The organism is Corallococcus sp. CA041A, from assembly GCF_003612075.1.
In the GTDB taxonomy this organism is placed as follows: domain Bacteria; phylum Myxococcota; class Myxococcia; order Myxococcales; family Myxococcaceae; genus Corallococcus; species Corallococcus exiguus.
Window position 1 is genome coordinate 1 of record NZ_RAWF01000236.1, and the last position, 15,390, is coordinate 15,390.

Below are 15,390 nucleotides of genomic sequence, written 5' to 3' on the forward strand. Positions count from 1 at the left end.
AGATGTGTCTAAGAGACAGGGCGACGAGGGCCCCGACGACGGTGAGGCCTCCGCGGGTGGCGCTGGCCAGAACGGCGCCCCCGGAGCCGCTGGCCAGGGCGGCCGCCGCCGCCGTCGCCGCCGCCGCCGTCGTGGCGCGCAGGTGCACCTCACCCCGGAAGGCCAGGCCTACCGCATGCAGGCGGGCCCGGACGGCCAGCAGGTGCAGGTCTTCCTGACGCCGCAGGAGCTGGAGCAGTACCGCCAGCGCCAGGCGCAGCAGCAACAGCAGCCCCAGGGCGGCGGCCAGCCGCAGGGCCAGGAGAGCCGCCCGCAGGACGGCGGCCAGCCGCAACCGCCGCCGCAGCGGCACGAGCACCCGCGCCATCAGCAACAGCAGCGCGGCGGCGGGCACGCCCAGGGCGCGCCGCAGCAGAACCTGGCGCCCGTGGAGGGCGTGCTGGACACGGAGTCCAAGGGCCCCAACGCGTTCCTGCGTCAGGTGAAGCGCAACCTGCTGGCGTCGCCGGACGACCCGGAGATGCCGAAGAACCTGGTGCAGAAGCTGCGCCTGCGGCAGGGCCAGTACCTCACCGCGTTCGCGCAGATGCGCGGCCACAAGGGCGTCATCCAGAAGGTGGACACGGTGGACGGCCGCCCGCTGGAGGGCGCGCCCCGGCTGCCGCACTTCGCGGACCTCACCTCCGTGGACCCCACCGAGCGGCTGAAGCTGGAGAGCGGCCACAAGGAGATGGTCACGCGCGTGCTGGACCTCATCGCGCCCATCGGCAAGGGTCAGCGCGCGCTCATCGTCGCCCCGCCCAAGACGGGCAAGACGATCATGCTCCAGCGCATCGCGCAGGCCGTCATCCAGAACCACCCGGAGTGCCACGTCATGGTGGTGCTCATCGACGAGCGCCCGGAAGAAGTGACGGACATGCGCCGGAGCATCAAGGCGGAGGTCATCGCCTCCAGCTCCGACCGGCCCACGGGTGACCACCTCAAGGTCGCGGAGCTCGCGCTGGAGCGCGCCCGCCGGCTGGTGGAATCCGGCAAGGACGTGGTCATCCTCCTGGACTCCATCACCCGCCTGGCGCGCGCCTACAACAAGGAAGTGGACAGCTCCGGCCGCACCATGACGGGCGGCGTGGACAGCCGCGCCCTGGAGCGCCCCAAGCGCATCTTCGGCGCCGCGCGCGCCACGGAGGAGGCGGGCTCGCTCACCATCATCGGCACGGCGCTCATCGACACCGGCAGCCGCATGGACGAGGTGATCTTCGAGGAGTTCAAGGGCACGGGTAACTCCGAGGTCACCCTGGACCGCCTGCTCGCGGAGAAGCGCATCTTCCCGGCCATCAACATCCCCCAGTCCGGCACGCGCAAGGAGGAGAAGCTCTTCACCCTGCGCGAATACGAGAAGGTGAAGAAGCTGCGGCAGATGCTCTTCTCCGTGAAGCCGGTGGAGGCCATGGAGGCGCTCGTCAAACGCCTGGGCCGGTACACCTACAACGACGAGTTCTTCGACGAGATGTAGTCCCCGGGAAGCCCGCGCGGGGGTGGTGTGGCGAGCCCTGGATTGCGTAAGGTGAGCGCATGATTCAGGGCTCGGGCCGCTGCCACTACCACCCGGACCGCGCGGGCCTGGGCGTCTGCGTGGAGTGTCGGCGCGTCATCTGCCGCGAGTGCACCACGCAGTTCGAGGGCATCAACCGCTGCGCCAGCTGCCTCGAGAAGCGCCGCAAGGCGCTGGAGGGGCCGCTGCCACGGCGCGAGTGGAGCGTGGCGCACGTGGTGCTGGCGCTCGTGGGCGTCGTGCTCGTGTGGGGCGGCGTCCTGTTGGCGGCGCACGCGGTGAGCTGACGCGATGGCCGTCTCCGCACTGGAATTGCGCCCCCGGGGTCCGGTGGCCTTGATGGACGCGGCGCTGCGCCTGTGCGCGCGCGACACGGGCGTGTGGGCCCTCACGCTGCCGGGTGGCGCGGCGGTGGTGGCCGCGCTGCTGCACCTGGTGGACGCCGTGGATCATGGGCGCTCCCCTACCCTGCCCGCGCTGTACGTGACGCTCGCGTGGTTCCTGCGGGGCGTGGGCCAGGGCGCGGCGTGCCACTACGTTCAAGAGGTGCTGCTGGGCGCGAAGGCGGAGCCGTCCGTGCGCCAATCCCTGCGCGCGGCGATGGAGAGGCTGCCCAGCCTGTTCATCGCGGTGGCGTACCTGGCGCTCTTCAACGTGCTGACGTTGACCTTCTCGCTGGGCATCGCGCTGTTCCTCCTCTCCGCGCAGGGCGTGGGCTACGCGGCGACGATGCAGGGCCGGGGCAGCCCGCTGAAGCTGTACGCGGTGGGCTCGAAGCTGTTGGGCCCGTCGCGAGGGACGGCCACCGCGGTGCGCTGGCTGATGGGCGTGCAGGTGCTGGTGTTCCTCAACCTGCACGTGGGGCTCAACTTCCTGCTGTATCTCGGGCGGCAGCTCGTGGGCATCGACCTGACGTTCGCGGAGCGGTTCGCGTCGTTGGACAACCCGCCGTGGCTCGTGTTCCTCGCCGCGACGACGTTCGCCCTCTTCGAGCCCCTGCGCGCGGCGACCGCCACGTTGCTGCTGGTGGACGGACGCGTGCGGCAGGAAGGCCTGGACCTGCTGGCCGCCGTTCAACAGCTCCCGGAGCGGAGTACGCAGCGAGGGGTGCTCGCATCCAAGGGCGTGGCCGCGGCGCTGCTGCTGGCCACGGGCCTGCTGCTCGCGGTCCCAGCGCCGGTGGAGGCCGCGCCGGAGGCCACCGCGCCCGTGGACCGCAAGGCGCTGCGCACCCGGCTGGAGAAGGTCGCGACGGAGTGCGAGCTGCCTGAACAGGTGGAGGGCACGGCGCTCAAGGACTTCGACGCGCTGAACGCGCGGGAGACGGTCAAGCTCGAGCGCTTCGTGCGCCACCTGGAGCAGCTGGCCTACGACGACGAGGACTGCGAGACGGCGGCGGTGGCGCTGGAGAACGGGCTCGCGCAGGTGACGGCCACGGCCGAGGCCCAGGCGCGCGCGGATGCGCGTGCGGCCACGGACCGGGCGCGGGCCATCCTTGCGCGGCCGGAGTTCCAGGAGCGCCCGGAGAAGGCCCCGGCCGAACCCAAGGAGGAAGAGGTCCCTCCTTCGGAGCCGAGCTGGTGGCGCCGCTTCATCGACAAGCTGGGCGAGTGGTTGAGGGACTTCTTCAAGCGCAACAACCCGCGGCCCCAGTCGCATGACACGGCCCTGCCCGTGAGCGGAGGCGCGGCGGCGAACGCCCTCGTCGTGATGCTGGTCGCGCTGACGCTGGCGGTGCTGGGAGTGGTGGTCGTGAACGTGCTGCGGCGCAAGCGCGAGAAGTCGGGCCCGGCGCTGGAGGTGAGCACCATGGACGCCGCGGCGCTCGCGGGCAGCCCGGACCACGCGCTGTCGCGTCCGCCCGAGGGCTGGGCGCACCTGGCCGACGCGTTGGCCGCGAAGGGCGAGTACCGCGAGGCGGTGCGCAATCTGTACCTCGCGCTCCTGTCGCGCCTGCATCGTGACGGCGCCATCCACTACGACGAGACGCTCTCCAACTGGGACTACCTGCGCGCGTTCCGGGGCCGCCCGGAGGTGAAGGCCCCATTCCGTGAGCTGACGCGCCGCTTCGACTTCGCGTGGTACGGCAACGTGCCCGTGAGCGCCGACGGCTATACCGAGTTCCGCGCCATCACCGCCCCGCTGCTCGCCGCGCCGGCCGCGCAGGAGGCCGTCGGTGCGTGACCGTTTCCCACTGCTCGTGCTGGGAAGCCTGCTGCTCGCGGGCGTGCTCGGGGCGTTCCTGGTGCGCGGGGCCCAGCGCGGCGGCTTCGCGGATCCGCTGTCCACCTTCCGCGCGGAACCGGACGGCGCGCGAGCCCTGTACCTGCTCGCGCAGGAGAGCGGTCTGCCGGTGACGCGCAACATGGCGGACCTGCGCCTGCTCACCGGTCATGAGGCGCTGGTGCTGCTCGCCGTGGAGGTCCAGGACTCGCACGAGGAGGATCCGGATCAGACGCGGCTCGCCTCGGATCCAGACGCGGGCGTGGACGACGAGGAAGCGCCGCACACTGGCTTCAATGCCCTGCGGGCGCAGCAGTTGGACGACGACGAGGTGGAGCGCGTGCTGTCGCATGTCCGCGCCGGTGCCTCGCTCGTGTACGTGCCCTGGGGCTCGAAGGAGAACGCGCTCCTGGATGAATTGGGCGTGAAGCTGGACAAGGCGGACGTGACGCTGCCCATGCGCACGCTGGTGCCCTCGCTGCCCACGCCGTACACGCTGGGCGTGGAGCGCGTGGAGGCGAAGGTCCAGGCCTACCTCCGGCTGCCGGAGGGCGCCGTCACGGTGCTGGAGGATGAACGCCTGGGCTTCCCCGTGGCGGCGGTGATTCACGCGGGCAAGGGCCGGGTGCTGGTGGTGGGCGCCCCGGAGCTCGCGATGAACCCGGCGCTCGCGAGGGCGGACAACGCGCAGTTCTGGCTGAGCGCGCTGGAGGCCCTGGGCCCCGGCCCCTTCGCCTTCGACGAGTTCCACCACGGCTTCACCAACGAGCGCTCGCTCGTGGACTTCGCGCGCCGCTACGGCCTGCACTTCGCCGTCGCGCAGCTGCTCCTGGGCGTCGTGCTGTGGGCGGGCGCGCTGAAGCGCTTCGGCCGTCCGCTCCCTCCGCCGGAGTCCATGCGCGTGGGCGCCACGGACGCCCTCTTCGCCATGAGCCGCCTGTACCGCGAGGGCCGGCACCACGGCTTCGCCGCGGGACTCATCTCGCGCGGACTCACGCAGCAACTGGCGCCGCTCGCGGGCCTGCCGTCACACTCCACCGCCGTCGCCGTCGCGGAAGGGCTGCGCACGCGCGGACGCCAGGACCTGGCGGACGGGCTGCTCGACGTGACCCGCCAGTCCGAGACTGTCCGCACGGACGCCGACATCCAGGCCCTCGCCACTTCCGCCGCGCGACTGCGCGAGCGCATCCACCCCGCCGGCACCGGCCGGCCCCGCCCCGGAACAACATGAACGCCCCGCCCTTCTCCCCTCCTCCCTTCCCGGACACCGGCAACGCCGTGCGGGCCGCGAACGCCATCCGTGAGGGCGTCCTCGCGGAGGTGCGCAAGGCCGTGGTCGGGCAGGACGAACCGCTGGAGCTGATGCTCTGCGGGCTCGTGGCCGGCGGACACATCCTGCTGGAGGGCGTGCCCGGCGTGGCCAAGACGCTGATGGCCAAGGCGCTGTCGCGCAGCGTGGGCGCGGACTTCAAGCGCATCCAGTTCACGCCGGACCTGATGCCCGCGGACATCCTGGGCACCAGCGTCTTCGACCTGAAGTCGCAGGCCTTCGTGCTCGCTCGAGGCCCCATCTTCACGGACCTGCTGCTGGCGGACGAAATCAACCGCGCTCCCGCGAAGACGCAGTCCGCGCTGCTGGAGGCCATGCAGGAGCGCGCCGTGTCGCTGGAGGGCAAGAACCTCCAGCTGTCGCCCATGTTCACGGTGTTCGCCACGCAGAACCCGGTGGAGTCCGAGGGCACGTACCCGCTCCCCGAGGCACAGCTGGACCGCTTCCTCCTGAAGATCGACGTGGGCTACCCCGCGCCGGAGGAGGAGGACGCCATCCTCGAGTCCGTGCACCGGGGCTTCGACGCGGGCGACCTGGCGCGCGCGGGCGTGAACGCGGCGGTGACGAAGGACGACCTGCTCCAGGCTCGCGCGGCCCTCAGCACGGTGAACGTGGAACCGCCAGTCCTCGGGTACATCCGCAAGGTGGTTGCGGCGACGCGGAGCTCGCCCAACATCCGTCTGGGCGCGGGGCCGCGCGCGGGAGTGCACCTGCTGCTCGCGTCGAAGGCGCTGGCGGTGCTGAGAGGCCGCGACTTCGTCACGCCGGACGACGTGCGCTTCCTGGTGGGCCCGGTGCTGCGACACCGGCTGCTCCTGTCGCCGGACGCGGAGCTGGACGGGGCCACGCCCGCGGACGTGCTGCGCGAGGTGGTCCAGGGCGTCGAGGTCCCCCGGTGATTCCCTCCGAGCGCCTGTGGGGGCTGCTTGCCCTGCTCGCGCTGCCCATGGCGCTGGCGGGCTTCTTCCCGGGTCTGGGCGGCGCGGTGCTGGCGCTGGACGCGCTGGCCGTGGCGCTGGCCGCGTTCGACTTCCTCCAGGCCCGCCGTGTGCGGCTGGAGGTGGAGCGCCTGTTGCCGGAGCGCCTCAACGTGGGCGTGGCCAATCGCGTCGAGCTGCGCCTGGTGCACCGGGGCGGAGGCACGGTGGAGGTGCGCGTGAAGGACGACGCGCCGCCGTCGTTCACCGTGGAGCCCTCGGAGGCGACGCTGCGCCTCACGCCGGACAGCCAGACACAGTGGGTGTACCGGGCCACGCCCGCGAAGCGAGGCAAGTTCAGCTTCGGCGCCGTGCACGTGCGCGTTCGCGGTCCGCTGGGGCTCGTCTCGCACGAGCGCACCTTCCCGGCGGAGCGCTCGGTGTCGGTGTACCCGGACCTGCGAGGAGCCCGCAGGCTGCTGTTGTCCGGCGCGGCGCTGGACCTGGTGAACCTGGGTCTGCGGCAGCTGCGGCGTGACGGCCAGGGCAGCGAGTTCGCGCGCCTGCGCGACTACGCCCAGGGCGACAGCGTGCGCGACGTGGACTGGAAGGCCACCGCGCGCCGGGGCAAGCCGGTGACGCGGGTGCTGGAGTCGGAGCGCTCGCAGGCGTTGATCATCTGCGTGGACGCAGGGCGCTCCATGGCGGCCCAGGTGGACGGCCTCACCAAGTTGGATCACGCGGTGAACGCGGCGCTGTTCCTCGCCTTCGTGGCCATCCGCAACGGGGACCGAGTGGGCCTGGCCCTCTTCGCGGACGGGGTGAAGGCCTACCTGCCGCCCGCGGCGGGCCGGGGCCAGTACCGCAAGCTGGTGGACACGCTCTACTCCACGACGCCCAGCCTCACGTACGTGGACTACCTGGCGCTCTTCAAGGAACTGAACGTGCGCCTCAATCGGCGCAGCCTGCTGTGCGTCTTCACGGACTTCCTCGACGAGGAGCAGGCAGGAACGCTGGTGGCCCCGCTGCACCGGCTGGCCCGCCGCCACGTCCCGCTGTGCCTGTCCGTGAAGGACACCGCGTTGCAGAAGCTGCTGCGCACGCCGCCGTCAGGACCGGAGGAAGCGTTCCAGCACGCGGTGGCGTCGGAGCTGCTCACGGACCGCGAGGTGCTCAAGGCGCGCGTGAGCAAGGGCGGCGTGCAGATGCTGGACGTCGCACCGGATGAACTGAGCCTCGCGGCCGTGAATCGGTACCTCGACATCAAGGCGCGCGGCGTTCTGTAGGGGGGAGCCATGACCCGGACGGCATTCCAGACAGCGGACTTCACGGCGGTCCCCGTCGACGACAACGACACGCACGTCCTGCAACCGCTCCTCGACCGCTGCGAGGACTACCATCAGATCGCCTATGGCCGCCCCGCGCTTCCGGATCAGGCCCGGAACATCCCTCGCGCGCGTCCGCCCACGCTCGCCCCCGGACAGGGACACCTCTTCGCGCTTCGCGACGCGCAGAGCGGCCTCGCGGGGATGCTCGAAGCGCTGCGCGACTTTCCGGCGCCGGGTGAGTGGTACATCGGCCTGCTCCTCCTCGCCCCAGAGGCCCGGGGCCACGGCCGTGGCGAGGCCGTGCTGAACGCCTACGAGGCCTACGCGCGCGCGAACGGCGGCCGGCTGCTGCGAGTGGCGGTGGTGGAGCACAACGACACCGGGCGCCGCTTCTGGACGCGCGTGGGCTTCCAACCAGAGCAGTGGGTGGGCCCCATCCAGCAGGGCCTCCGGATGAACCGGGTCCTGAAGATGACGAAGGCCCTCGGCTAGGCCTCGGGTCCCTCACGCAGCCAGCCCACGAAGCGCGTGTCGGGCACGTCGCCGCGCACGCGGTGCAGACCCCGCTTGAACAGGGCATAGACGCGGAAGAAGCGCTCCAGGCCCGCGCGCTCGGCGGGCGTCATCGGATGCGTCCCGCACACCACCTTCGGGTCGCCCTTCCCCGCGTCGATGAAGCCCAGCACGGCCACCACCGGCATGCGCACGCGCTGACCCTGCGACAGCCGAGGCCCCAGCACCACCGCGTCCAGCGGGTCTCCATCATCCGACAGCAGGCCCGGAATGGAGCCGTAGTTGTACGGACACGGCAGCGGCGACACGAAGTCCACCGAGCCGTCCGCGCGCCGCTTCACCATGGAGAAGCGCGGGCACTCAATCAGCACCTCCGGCTCGCGCGGCAGCGGAGGCACGGACAGGTCCGGCCCACTCATCCCGCCAGCTCCGCCGTCGTACGCGCATCCCCGCGTCGGCCGCGCATCCAGTCCGACAGCAGGTACGCGTAGACGCCCGCCCCCACCGTGAGCGCGAAGCCGACCTTGAAGGCCACCGACAGCTTCGGAGGATGAATCTGCGACACGGTGCCTTCGATGAAGCCCGCGAGCACGAACAGCACCAGCGTGCCGAACAACATCTTCACCGCGGTCACCGCCTCCTTGCGCAGCGCCTGCCCGCGAGACAACCCACCCGGCGCCACCATGCCCCGAGCGATGACGAGCCCCGCCGCGCCCGCGATGCAGATGGCCGAAATCTCCGGGATGCCGTGCGGGAGGATCCACGCCCAGAACCACCCGGCCATCCCCTTCGCCGCGTACACCTGCGCGAGCGCCCCCAGGAACAGGCCGTTGACGAACAGCATCACCGCCGTGCCCAGCCCCAGCGTGACGCCCAGCGCGAACGCCAGGAAGGCCACCTGGATGTTGTGCGTGAAGAGGAACGTCGTGAACTGGGCCTGCTCCTCCACGGTCATGCCTTTGCCCGCGGCCTCGTCCGCGGCGCGCTTCACGGGGTCCAGGCTCATGTGCTGCCCGGGCACCAGGTAGTGCCCGGCGTCCGGATCCACCACCATGCCCACGTAGCCGAAGCCCGCGCCCGCCAGGAACAGCAGCACCGACGCCACGTACATGCGCCACTCATGACGCAGGAGCGCCGGGAAGCCGCGCGCCACGAAGGCCCACACGTCCGCGAACCGGGGCCGGCGGCCCGGATACGTCAGCGCGTACGCGCGGCCCACCAGGTCGTTGAGGTACGCGCTCACATCCGCGGAGCCGCTGCGCGCGCGCACCCACAACAGGTCGCTGGAGACGGCGCGGTACAGCTTCCCCAACGAGCGGGCCTCGTCCAGGCTCAGCTTGCGCAGCCCCTCGCCCTCGGACTTGTCCAGCAGCGACTCCAGTTGCTGCCAGCGCGGGCGCCGCGTCTCGATGAACTCCGCCATCTCCATGGGCCCACTCTAACCGAGCCCCGGAAACGGCGAGGCGCCGGCCGCCCTCCCCGTGTCGAGGGAGGACTCCGGCGCCCCGGTGCTTCAGGACCACGGAAGCGCTACTTGACCAGCTTCTCCAGCGGCTTCGCCTCGGTGGAGGCCTGGGCCTCCGTCCACTCGACAACGGGCGTCTGCCACGCCATGCCCGTCTCCGCCGGGTCCGTGTCCAGCTTCTCGAAGTCGAAGCCGTCACCGCCGAAGTACAGGTACTCGACCGTGGCGACCGTGTACTCCTTCTTCGGATCCAGCGCCTTGCCCTGGGCGTCCTTGAACTTGCCCTTGCCCGCCGCGGTGAAGCCGGCCACGAGCGCGTCCGGGTTCGCCAGCTGCTTGGCCAGGTCCTCGCCCTTGAGCTTCACGGTGAGCAGCGAGTTCTCGAACGGCATCGCCGAGTACACGCTGCCCAGCGTCACTTCACCCTTGGCCAGGCCATTGCGGATGCCGCCCTTGTTGAGGATGGCCCCGTCGGTGTTGAGCTGCGTGCGCACCGCGCCCGCCACCCACTTCGCCATCAGCGGCGAGTCCTGCGGGATGCCCGTCTTGGTGAAACCGATCTTCCGGCCCAGCGCCTGGTCCACCTTCGTCTGCCACTCCGCGATGCGCTTCGCCGTCTCCGCGTCCGGCGTGCCGCCCGCGACCTCGACGACCTTGGTGTCCACGCCGGTCAGCTTCTGGCCCGCCGGCTTCGCCGGGTCGAACTTCAGCTGCGCGCGCAGGTACGAATCGAAGCCGCGACCCAGCGACGCGTACGTGGTGTCACCCTCGGTCTTCACGCCCGGGGCGTCCGTGCCGCAGCGGCCACCGGCCACCAGCGACACCTTCCAGTCCGCGTGCTTCGCCAGCACCGGCTGCAGGTCCGTGGGGCACTGATCCGCTACCACCACCACCACGTCCGCGCCCGCCTTGCGAGCCTCGGGGATGGCCGTGTTCAGCGCGTCCTCGTTGGGGGTGACCTCCAGGCCCTCGGCGCGGCCGGACATCGCCGTGCGCACCGTCTTCTGGGAGGTGAGGCCCACCACCGCAATCTTCAGGCCCCGCCGCTCGTAGACCTGGAACGCGGGCATGGACAGGTCCTTCGCCAGCGTCGCGTCCGTCACCTTCAGGTTCGCGGCCAGGAAGGGGAAGCCCCCGGCCGTGCGGTTCTTCAGGAAGGAATCCTTGGCGTACGACAGCTCGTGGTTGCCCAGAGCAGAGGCCGCAAAGCCCATGTGCCCCATCACTTCGGCCGTCGGAGCACCCAGGAAGAAGGAGGAGATGGCCGGGCCCGTCCACAGGTCGCCCGTCGTCAGGGCGAGCGTGCCGGCATCCGGACAGGTCGCCTGGCCGTCCTTCAGCGGACCGGCACAGTGCTTTTCATCATTCACCCAACGGCCCATCAGCTCCGCGGCGCCGCCCTTGCCGTCAACGGGCAGGAGTTGGCCACGGGCGCTGCCGGTGACGAGCACCGTCACCTCAGAAGGCACGGCGGGCTTCGCGGGCTCGGCCGCCGGGGGCGGCGTGGCCGGAGCCGGCGGGGGAGTCTTCTCACAACCCGCGAGGGCTCCCAAGGCGAGGACCAGCGCGCCGGACGACAGCGTGAGCTGGCGGGAAGGACGACGGAAGGGACGCAGCGAGAGAGGGTTCGGGTTCACGGCCGGGCCTTTAGCACATCCCCAGCGTGGTAGCGTGAGGCAATGACGGGCATGAAAGGCAAGGATTTCAAGCCTTTACAGGAGGAGAAGGACGGCGGGACTCCCAGTGGACGAGGGGACTCCCGGGGCCGGAACTTCGCCTCGGAGCTGTGGGGCGAGGTTCGGGGTGGCGCCGAGCACTTCCAGTCCACGAAGGGCCAGCTGCCCAAGGGCCGCATCCGCCAGTTCTTCTACGGGGTGGCCCTGCCCTTCCACATCGCCCGCGTCACGCTCGCGAGCCCCGCGGTCCGCGCCACCTACGTGAAGGTGACCGCGCTCCAGACGGCGTTCCTGTTGGCCATCGCCGCGGGGTGGGCGTTCCACCTATTCGACGGAGAACAGGAAGCGAAGAAGCAGGAGCGGCGGAAGGAGACGCCCGAGGCCCGCGCCGCGCGTGAGCAAGCGCAGGCCCGTATCGAACAGCGGGCGAAGGAGCTGGAGGCCGCGAAGGGTGATCCGGCCGCCATGAAGAAGGCGCTCACCGCGCTCGTCGAAGAGGCCGTCAACGCGGGCAAGACCGGCGACCTTCCTCCGGAAGAAGCCGCCACCACCGCAGAGGACGCGGCGGATGAGGCCGCCACCGCCGTCGAGGAGGCAAAGGAGGAACACGCAGCGGCCGAGCCGCAAAGCGGCTCCGCGCGGAACGCCGACGAGACCGCGAGCGACACCGGGGACGCGGAGGACTCCCTGGGCGACCAGATCTCCGCCATCGTCCGGGCGGAGGTGGAGGAGGCCCTGCGGGACGTCCCGGAGGCGAACGCGAAGGGCCCGCGCGTCCAGAAGGAACACCAGAAGAAGGGGTTCAACGTCGACGCGCCCAAGGTGCGCAACGGCATCTTCTTCCTGGGCAGCTGGGAGTTCTGGGCGCTCTTCTTCGGCTCGCTGAGCGCGGTGCAGTGGATCGTCGTCGCCCTGTCGCGCGACTACCACACGGTCCTGTCGCGCGAGGCCAGCCTCGCCACCGGTGTGCCTCCCGAGGACCCCGAAATCTCCCCGCGCGTGCGCCTCAACGTCCCCTGGCTGCGCGCGAAGTTCCAGCGCCGCTGGCGGGCCCTCATGCTGTTCCTGGTGGGGATTCCCGCCATCCTCCTGCTCTGCATCCCGCTGTGCTGGTTCCCGAAGTCGTTCACCATTCTCAGCAGCGTCTGGGGCTTCTGGTGGCTGCTCGTCTTCACCGCCGCCAAGAGCGACCGCGCGTGGATGGCCCCCGTCACGCGTCCGCCCTGGTTCGTGCGCGTCTGGAGCGCGCTGCCCGCCCTGCACGTGGGGCCCCTGCGCAACTACGCGGCGCGCCTGGCCCGCCGCTCGGAAGGAGTCGCCGCGCCCATCGCCGTCGTGGAGCGTCAGCCGTGGGTGTTCGCGGGGCTCGCGCTCACGCGGTTCGTGGGCAGCATCCCGCCGTTCCGCTGCTTCACGCGGCCGTTCATCCCGGTGGCCTCGGCGCACCTCATCGGCCTGGACCCCATGCAGCCGCCCGCGCTCAAGAGCGGTGAAGCCCCGCCCGCGCACGGCGCGGGGGACTGACTCACACGTCGGAAGGCGCGTTGCCTTCGGGGGGCAGGCCGCCAATGCCCTCCAGCGGCGAGGGGGGCTGCTGGGGGGCGCCCAGCTCCAGCCGCTGGCCCTCCTCACGGCGCGCGGGCAGGTCGATGACGCTCTGGAGCTGCTGGCTCACGGAGCGGAAGAAGCCCGTGAGCAGCTCCGGCCGGTCCGCGAGCAGGTCCAGGAAGTCGCGCCGGTCGATGACGAGCACGCGCGAGTCCACCGCGGCCACCATGTCCGTGGGACGGGGCGCGCCGTCCAGCAGGCTCACCTCGCCAATGGCCTCCTTCGCCTGGAAGCGCAGCACGTGCTCGCCGTTGCGGAACGCGTCCACCGCGCCCTCGACGATGACGTAGAGCGCGTCGCCCGGGTCGCCCTGGCTGTAGAGCCGCTGGCCCGTCTTGTAGGACGCCTCTCGCGCCACCTCCGCGATGGCGGCGATGTCATCCACGTCGCTCTGCGAGAAGACGCTCACGCCCTCCAGGGCGAACATCCGTTGGACGATGGTATCGCTCATGTCACCCTCCTGCGGGAGCACGTCCAGGCCATTCACCCGCGCCACGTGGCGGGCGCACGCGCGCAGCACCAGGTCCTCACTCTGCACGAGCCCCGCCAGCCGCCGCCACAGACGGCCCGGCGCTCCAGGCGGCAACTCGCGGTGGTGGGCCTCCACCTGCTCCATCACCAGCTCGCGCTCCTCCTGCGCCACCAGGTTCTCCAGCAGCTCCAACGCATAGGCGCGACGGCGCGAATCGTTGCCCACCAGGTGCTGGTGGATGCGGCGCATGGCCTGCGGCGGATGCAGGAGGCCCAAGAGGAAGAACGAAAGCTCCAGCGCCTGATCCAACCGGTCGCCCACCGCGCGGGTGAGCAGCGACTGGGGACCCAGCGCCGCCTGCACATCGCGGAAGGCACCCACCAGTTGGCGGTACGTGTCGCGGCGGCGGCCCAGCGCCTCGTGGATGCGGTCCACGTCCACCGGGTGGTCCGGCTGCTCTTCACGCAGGCGCGACAGCTGCGCGCCGATGCGGAAGTGCAGCGCCGCGTCGTCGCGCACGTTGGAGAACAGGAGCGCGTTGAGCGCCGCGGACGAACCAATGCCGCGCAGCACGCGGGGAAGCTGCATCCGCATGGCCAGGGGCGCGGCCTTGTTGTTGAGCTGCAGCTCCAACAGCGGCGTCACCGCGTCGCCTAGCTGCACCAGCGACTCACGCGCGGCCGGACGCTCCTCGCGCCAGCCGAGGAACGGCAAGAGGCGTGGCGCCAGCTCCACGTAGCCGCCCTCGCCCACCGCCACCAGCGCCACGCGCCGCACGGAGATGTCCATGTCCTCCAGGTAGAGCGACAGCGGCCCCGCGAACCGAGGGTCCTTCAGCCGGCCCAACAGCCGCGCCACCTCGCGCCGCTCGGCCACAGGCGCGTGATCGCCCTTCGCCAGCAGCTCGCGCAGGGACTCCAGCGCCGCGGAGTTGCCCTGCGTGCGCATCAGCGCGCCAATGGCCGCGCAGCGCAGCCCCACGTCGGAGCTGGTGAGCAGCGGCGGCAAGAGCCGCTCCGCGCGCTCCGGGGACAGCCGCGCCAGGGCCCACACAGCCTGGTCGCGGGGGCGGCGGGGGCCCTCCTCCACCAGCCGCTCCAGCATGGGCGCCAGCTCCCGGGCCTCGAAGGACAAGGCCAGCGTCACGCCGCGCTCCTGCACGCGCTCGTGGGGATGGGAGAGGAGCGAGGCCAGGTGCTGCCGCAAGGGCGCGGCCTCCGCCTGCTCCAGCATGTCCACCGCGCGCAGCACCCGCTCCGGCGTGGGAGCGCCCAGCGCCTCCACGAGCAGCTTCTGCGCCTCGCCGCCCAGCTCCACCTCTTCCTCTTCGTGCGCGCCCACCTGCTCGCCCAGCGCCGTGAGGTACGCGGGCTTGAGGCGCACGAGAAGGAGGCCCAGCGCGGCGCACAGCGCCACCACCGCCACGGCCATGGTGATGCCGTTGGCGCCCCGGCCCGCGCCGATGAGCAGCAGGCCCGCCAGCACCACGCCGCCCTTGCGCAACAGCCCGTCCACCGCGCTGCGCAGCCCCTCGCGCTGCTCGTCCGGCACCGCCGCGTAGAGCAGCTGGATGCCCACGGGAAGGATGGAGTAGCTCACCGCCGTCTCCACCAGCCGCAGCAGGTGCACCGGCCACAGCTGCCCGGTGGCCAGCGTGGCACCCGCCAGCGGCGCGAGCACCAGCGGCACCAGCGCCAGGTACATGAGCAGGCCCATGCGCTTGAGCAGCCGCTCCGCCACGAGCAACTGGAACGCCACGCAGAACAGGCCAATCCACAGCTGCAGCGAGCCGAACAGCGCCGCCAGCCCGTCCTCGCTCAGCGTGCCCTCCACGCGCAGGCGGAAGAGGTAGTCCACGAAGGACGACAGCACCGCGAACGCGATGCCCAGCGCCGCCAGCACCTGCGCGTAGGGGCTCGCCCCCAGGTAGCTCCATGCCGGGAACCACGCCTGCAGCGAGCGCGTGCGCGGGGGCGGAGCCGGCTCCGCCTTGTGCAGGTGGTGGAAGATGGCGCCCGCGGCCAGCAGGCTCACCGCGCCGCTCACCACCACCGCGGGCGTGCCCAGCCGCACCGCCAGCGCCTGCACCAGCAGGCCGCCCGCGATGCCGCCGCCCATGCCAAAGCCATTGAGCACGGTGAAGGCCCGGCGCGCCTCGCGCGCGTCGAACGCGGACGCCATGCGGCCCCAGAAGCGGAACGACACGAACGTGCTGAAGCAGTCCGCGAACAGGTACAGCGCCAGCGCCGGCATGCGCTGCCCCGCGGACAGCGCCGCCGCCAGCCCCCTGTCTCTTATACACATCT

The 15,390-nt window shown here is 71.4% G+C and carries 11 protein-coding genes; 8 read left to right on the forward strand and 3 right to left on the reverse strand.

What is annotated here, in order from left to right; genetic code table 11:
* The first annotated feature begins 4 nt into the window (after positions 1–4).
* From rho to D7V77_RS32145, 7 genes are read left to right on the forward strand one after another with little or no spacing between them, the layout of a single operon-like run.
* Positions 5–1,513 carry a transcription termination factor Rho gene (gene rho / locus D7V77_RS32115; protein ID WP_120580105.1) on the forward strand — a complete coding sequence of 503 codons (1,509 nt, stop codon included), beginning with the start codon at positions 5–7 and terminating at the stop codon, positions 1,511–1,513.
* A 59-nt stretch (positions 1,514–1,572) separates the two neighbouring features.
* Positions 1,573–1,839, forward strand: coding sequence for a hypothetical protein (locus D7V77_RS32120; protein WP_120580095.1), 267 nt, complete (start codon positions 1,573–1,575; stop codon positions 1,837–1,839).
* Positions 1,840–1,843: 4 nt separating this feature from the next.
* Positions 1,844–3,736, forward strand: coding sequence for a DUF4129 domain-containing protein (locus D7V77_RS32125; RefSeq protein ID WP_120580096.1), 1,893 nt, complete (start codon positions 1,844–1,846; stop codon positions 3,734–3,736).
* The gene (locus D7V77_RS32130; protein WP_120580097.1) at positions 3,729–5,006 is read left to right on the forward strand and encodes a DUF4350 domain-containing protein; all 1,278 of its coding nucleotides are present in this window, start codon (positions 3,729–3,731) and stop codon (positions 5,004–5,006) included. Before D7V77_RS32125 ends, D7V77_RS32130 begins: the two co-directional genes overlap by 8 nt.
* The gene (locus tag D7V77_RS32135) at positions 5,003–6,004 is read left to right on the forward strand and encodes a MoxR family ATPase (RefSeq protein ID WP_120580098.1); all 1,002 of its coding nucleotides are present in this window, start codon (positions 5,003–5,005) and stop codon (positions 6,002–6,004) included. The genes D7V77_RS32130 and D7V77_RS32135 overlap by 4 nt, the downstream gene beginning before the upstream one ends.
* Positions 6,001–7,308: a DUF58 domain-containing protein gene (locus D7V77_RS32140; RefSeq protein WP_120580099.1), complete on the forward strand. Its 1,308-nt coding sequence runs from the start codon at positions 6,001–6,003 to the stop codon at positions 7,306–7,308. Before D7V77_RS32135 ends, D7V77_RS32140 begins: the two co-directional genes overlap by 4 nt.
* A gap of 9 nt (positions 7,309–7,317) precedes the next feature.
* Positions 7,318–7,842, forward strand: coding sequence for a GNAT family N-acetyltransferase (locus D7V77_RS32145; RefSeq protein ID WP_120580100.1), 525 nt, complete (start codon positions 7,318–7,320; stop codon positions 7,840–7,842).
* Here the strand turns inward: D7V77_RS32145 and D7V77_RS32150 are convergent.
* From D7V77_RS32150 to D7V77_RS32160, 3 genes are all read right to left on the reverse strand, one after another.
* Positions 7,839–8,282 (reverse strand): inorganic diphosphatase, encoded by a 444-nt coding sequence (locus D7V77_RS32150; protein ID WP_172814831.1) that lies wholly within the window; start codon positions 8,280–8,282, stop codon positions 7,839–7,841. The genes D7V77_RS32145 and D7V77_RS32150 overlap by 4 nt on opposite strands.
* Positions 8,279–9,292 (reverse strand): stage II sporulation protein M, encoded by a 1,014-nt coding sequence (locus tag D7V77_RS32155; protein WP_120580101.1) that lies wholly within the window; start codon positions 9,290–9,292, stop codon positions 8,279–8,281. Before D7V77_RS32155 ends, D7V77_RS32150 begins: the two co-directional genes overlap by 4 nt.
* 101 nt (positions 9,293–9,393) lie before the next feature.
* Positions 9,394–10,965, reverse strand: coding sequence for a bifunctional UDP-sugar hydrolase/5'-nucleotidase (locus D7V77_RS32160; protein WP_120580102.1), 1,572 nt, complete (start codon positions 10,963–10,965; stop codon positions 9,394–9,396).
* A gap of 51 nt (positions 10,966–11,016) precedes the next feature.
* Between D7V77_RS32160 and D7V77_RS32165 the strand changes: the two genes are divergently transcribed.
* Positions 11,017–12,528, forward strand: coding sequence for a hypothetical protein (locus tag D7V77_RS32165; protein ID WP_147452227.1), 1,512 nt, complete (start codon positions 11,017–11,019; stop codon positions 12,526–12,528).
* Positions 12,529–15,390 lie beyond the last annotated feature (2,862 nt).

Coding starts and splice junctions, on each gene's coding strand:
- D7V77_RS32125 (WP_120580096.1), top strand. CDS start 1,844: ATGGCCGTCTCCGCACTGGAATTGCGCCCCCGGGGTCCGGTGGCCTTG.
- D7V77_RS32165 (WP_147452227.1), top strand. CDS start 11,017: ATGAAAGGCAAGGATTTCAAGCCTTTACAGGAGGAGAAGGACGGCGGG.
- D7V77_RS32155 (WP_120580101.1), bottom strand. CDS start 9,292: ATGGAGATGGCGGAGTTCATCGAGACGCGGCGCCCGCGCTGGCAGCAA.
- D7V77_RS32150 (WP_172814831.1), bottom strand. CDS start 8,282: ATGAGTGGGCCGGACCTGTCCGTGCCTCCGCTGCCGCGCGAGCCGGAG.
- D7V77_RS32135 (WP_120580098.1), top strand. CDS start 5,003: ATGAACGCCCCGCCCTTCTCCCCTCCTCCCTTCCCGGACACCGGCAAC.
- D7V77_RS32120 (WP_120580095.1), top strand. CDS start 1,573: ATGATTCAGGGCTCGGGCCGCTGCCACTACCACCCGGACCGCGCGGGC.
- D7V77_RS32145 (WP_120580100.1), top strand. CDS start 7,318: ATGACCCGGACGGCATTCCAGACAGCGGACTTCACGGCGGTCCCCGTC.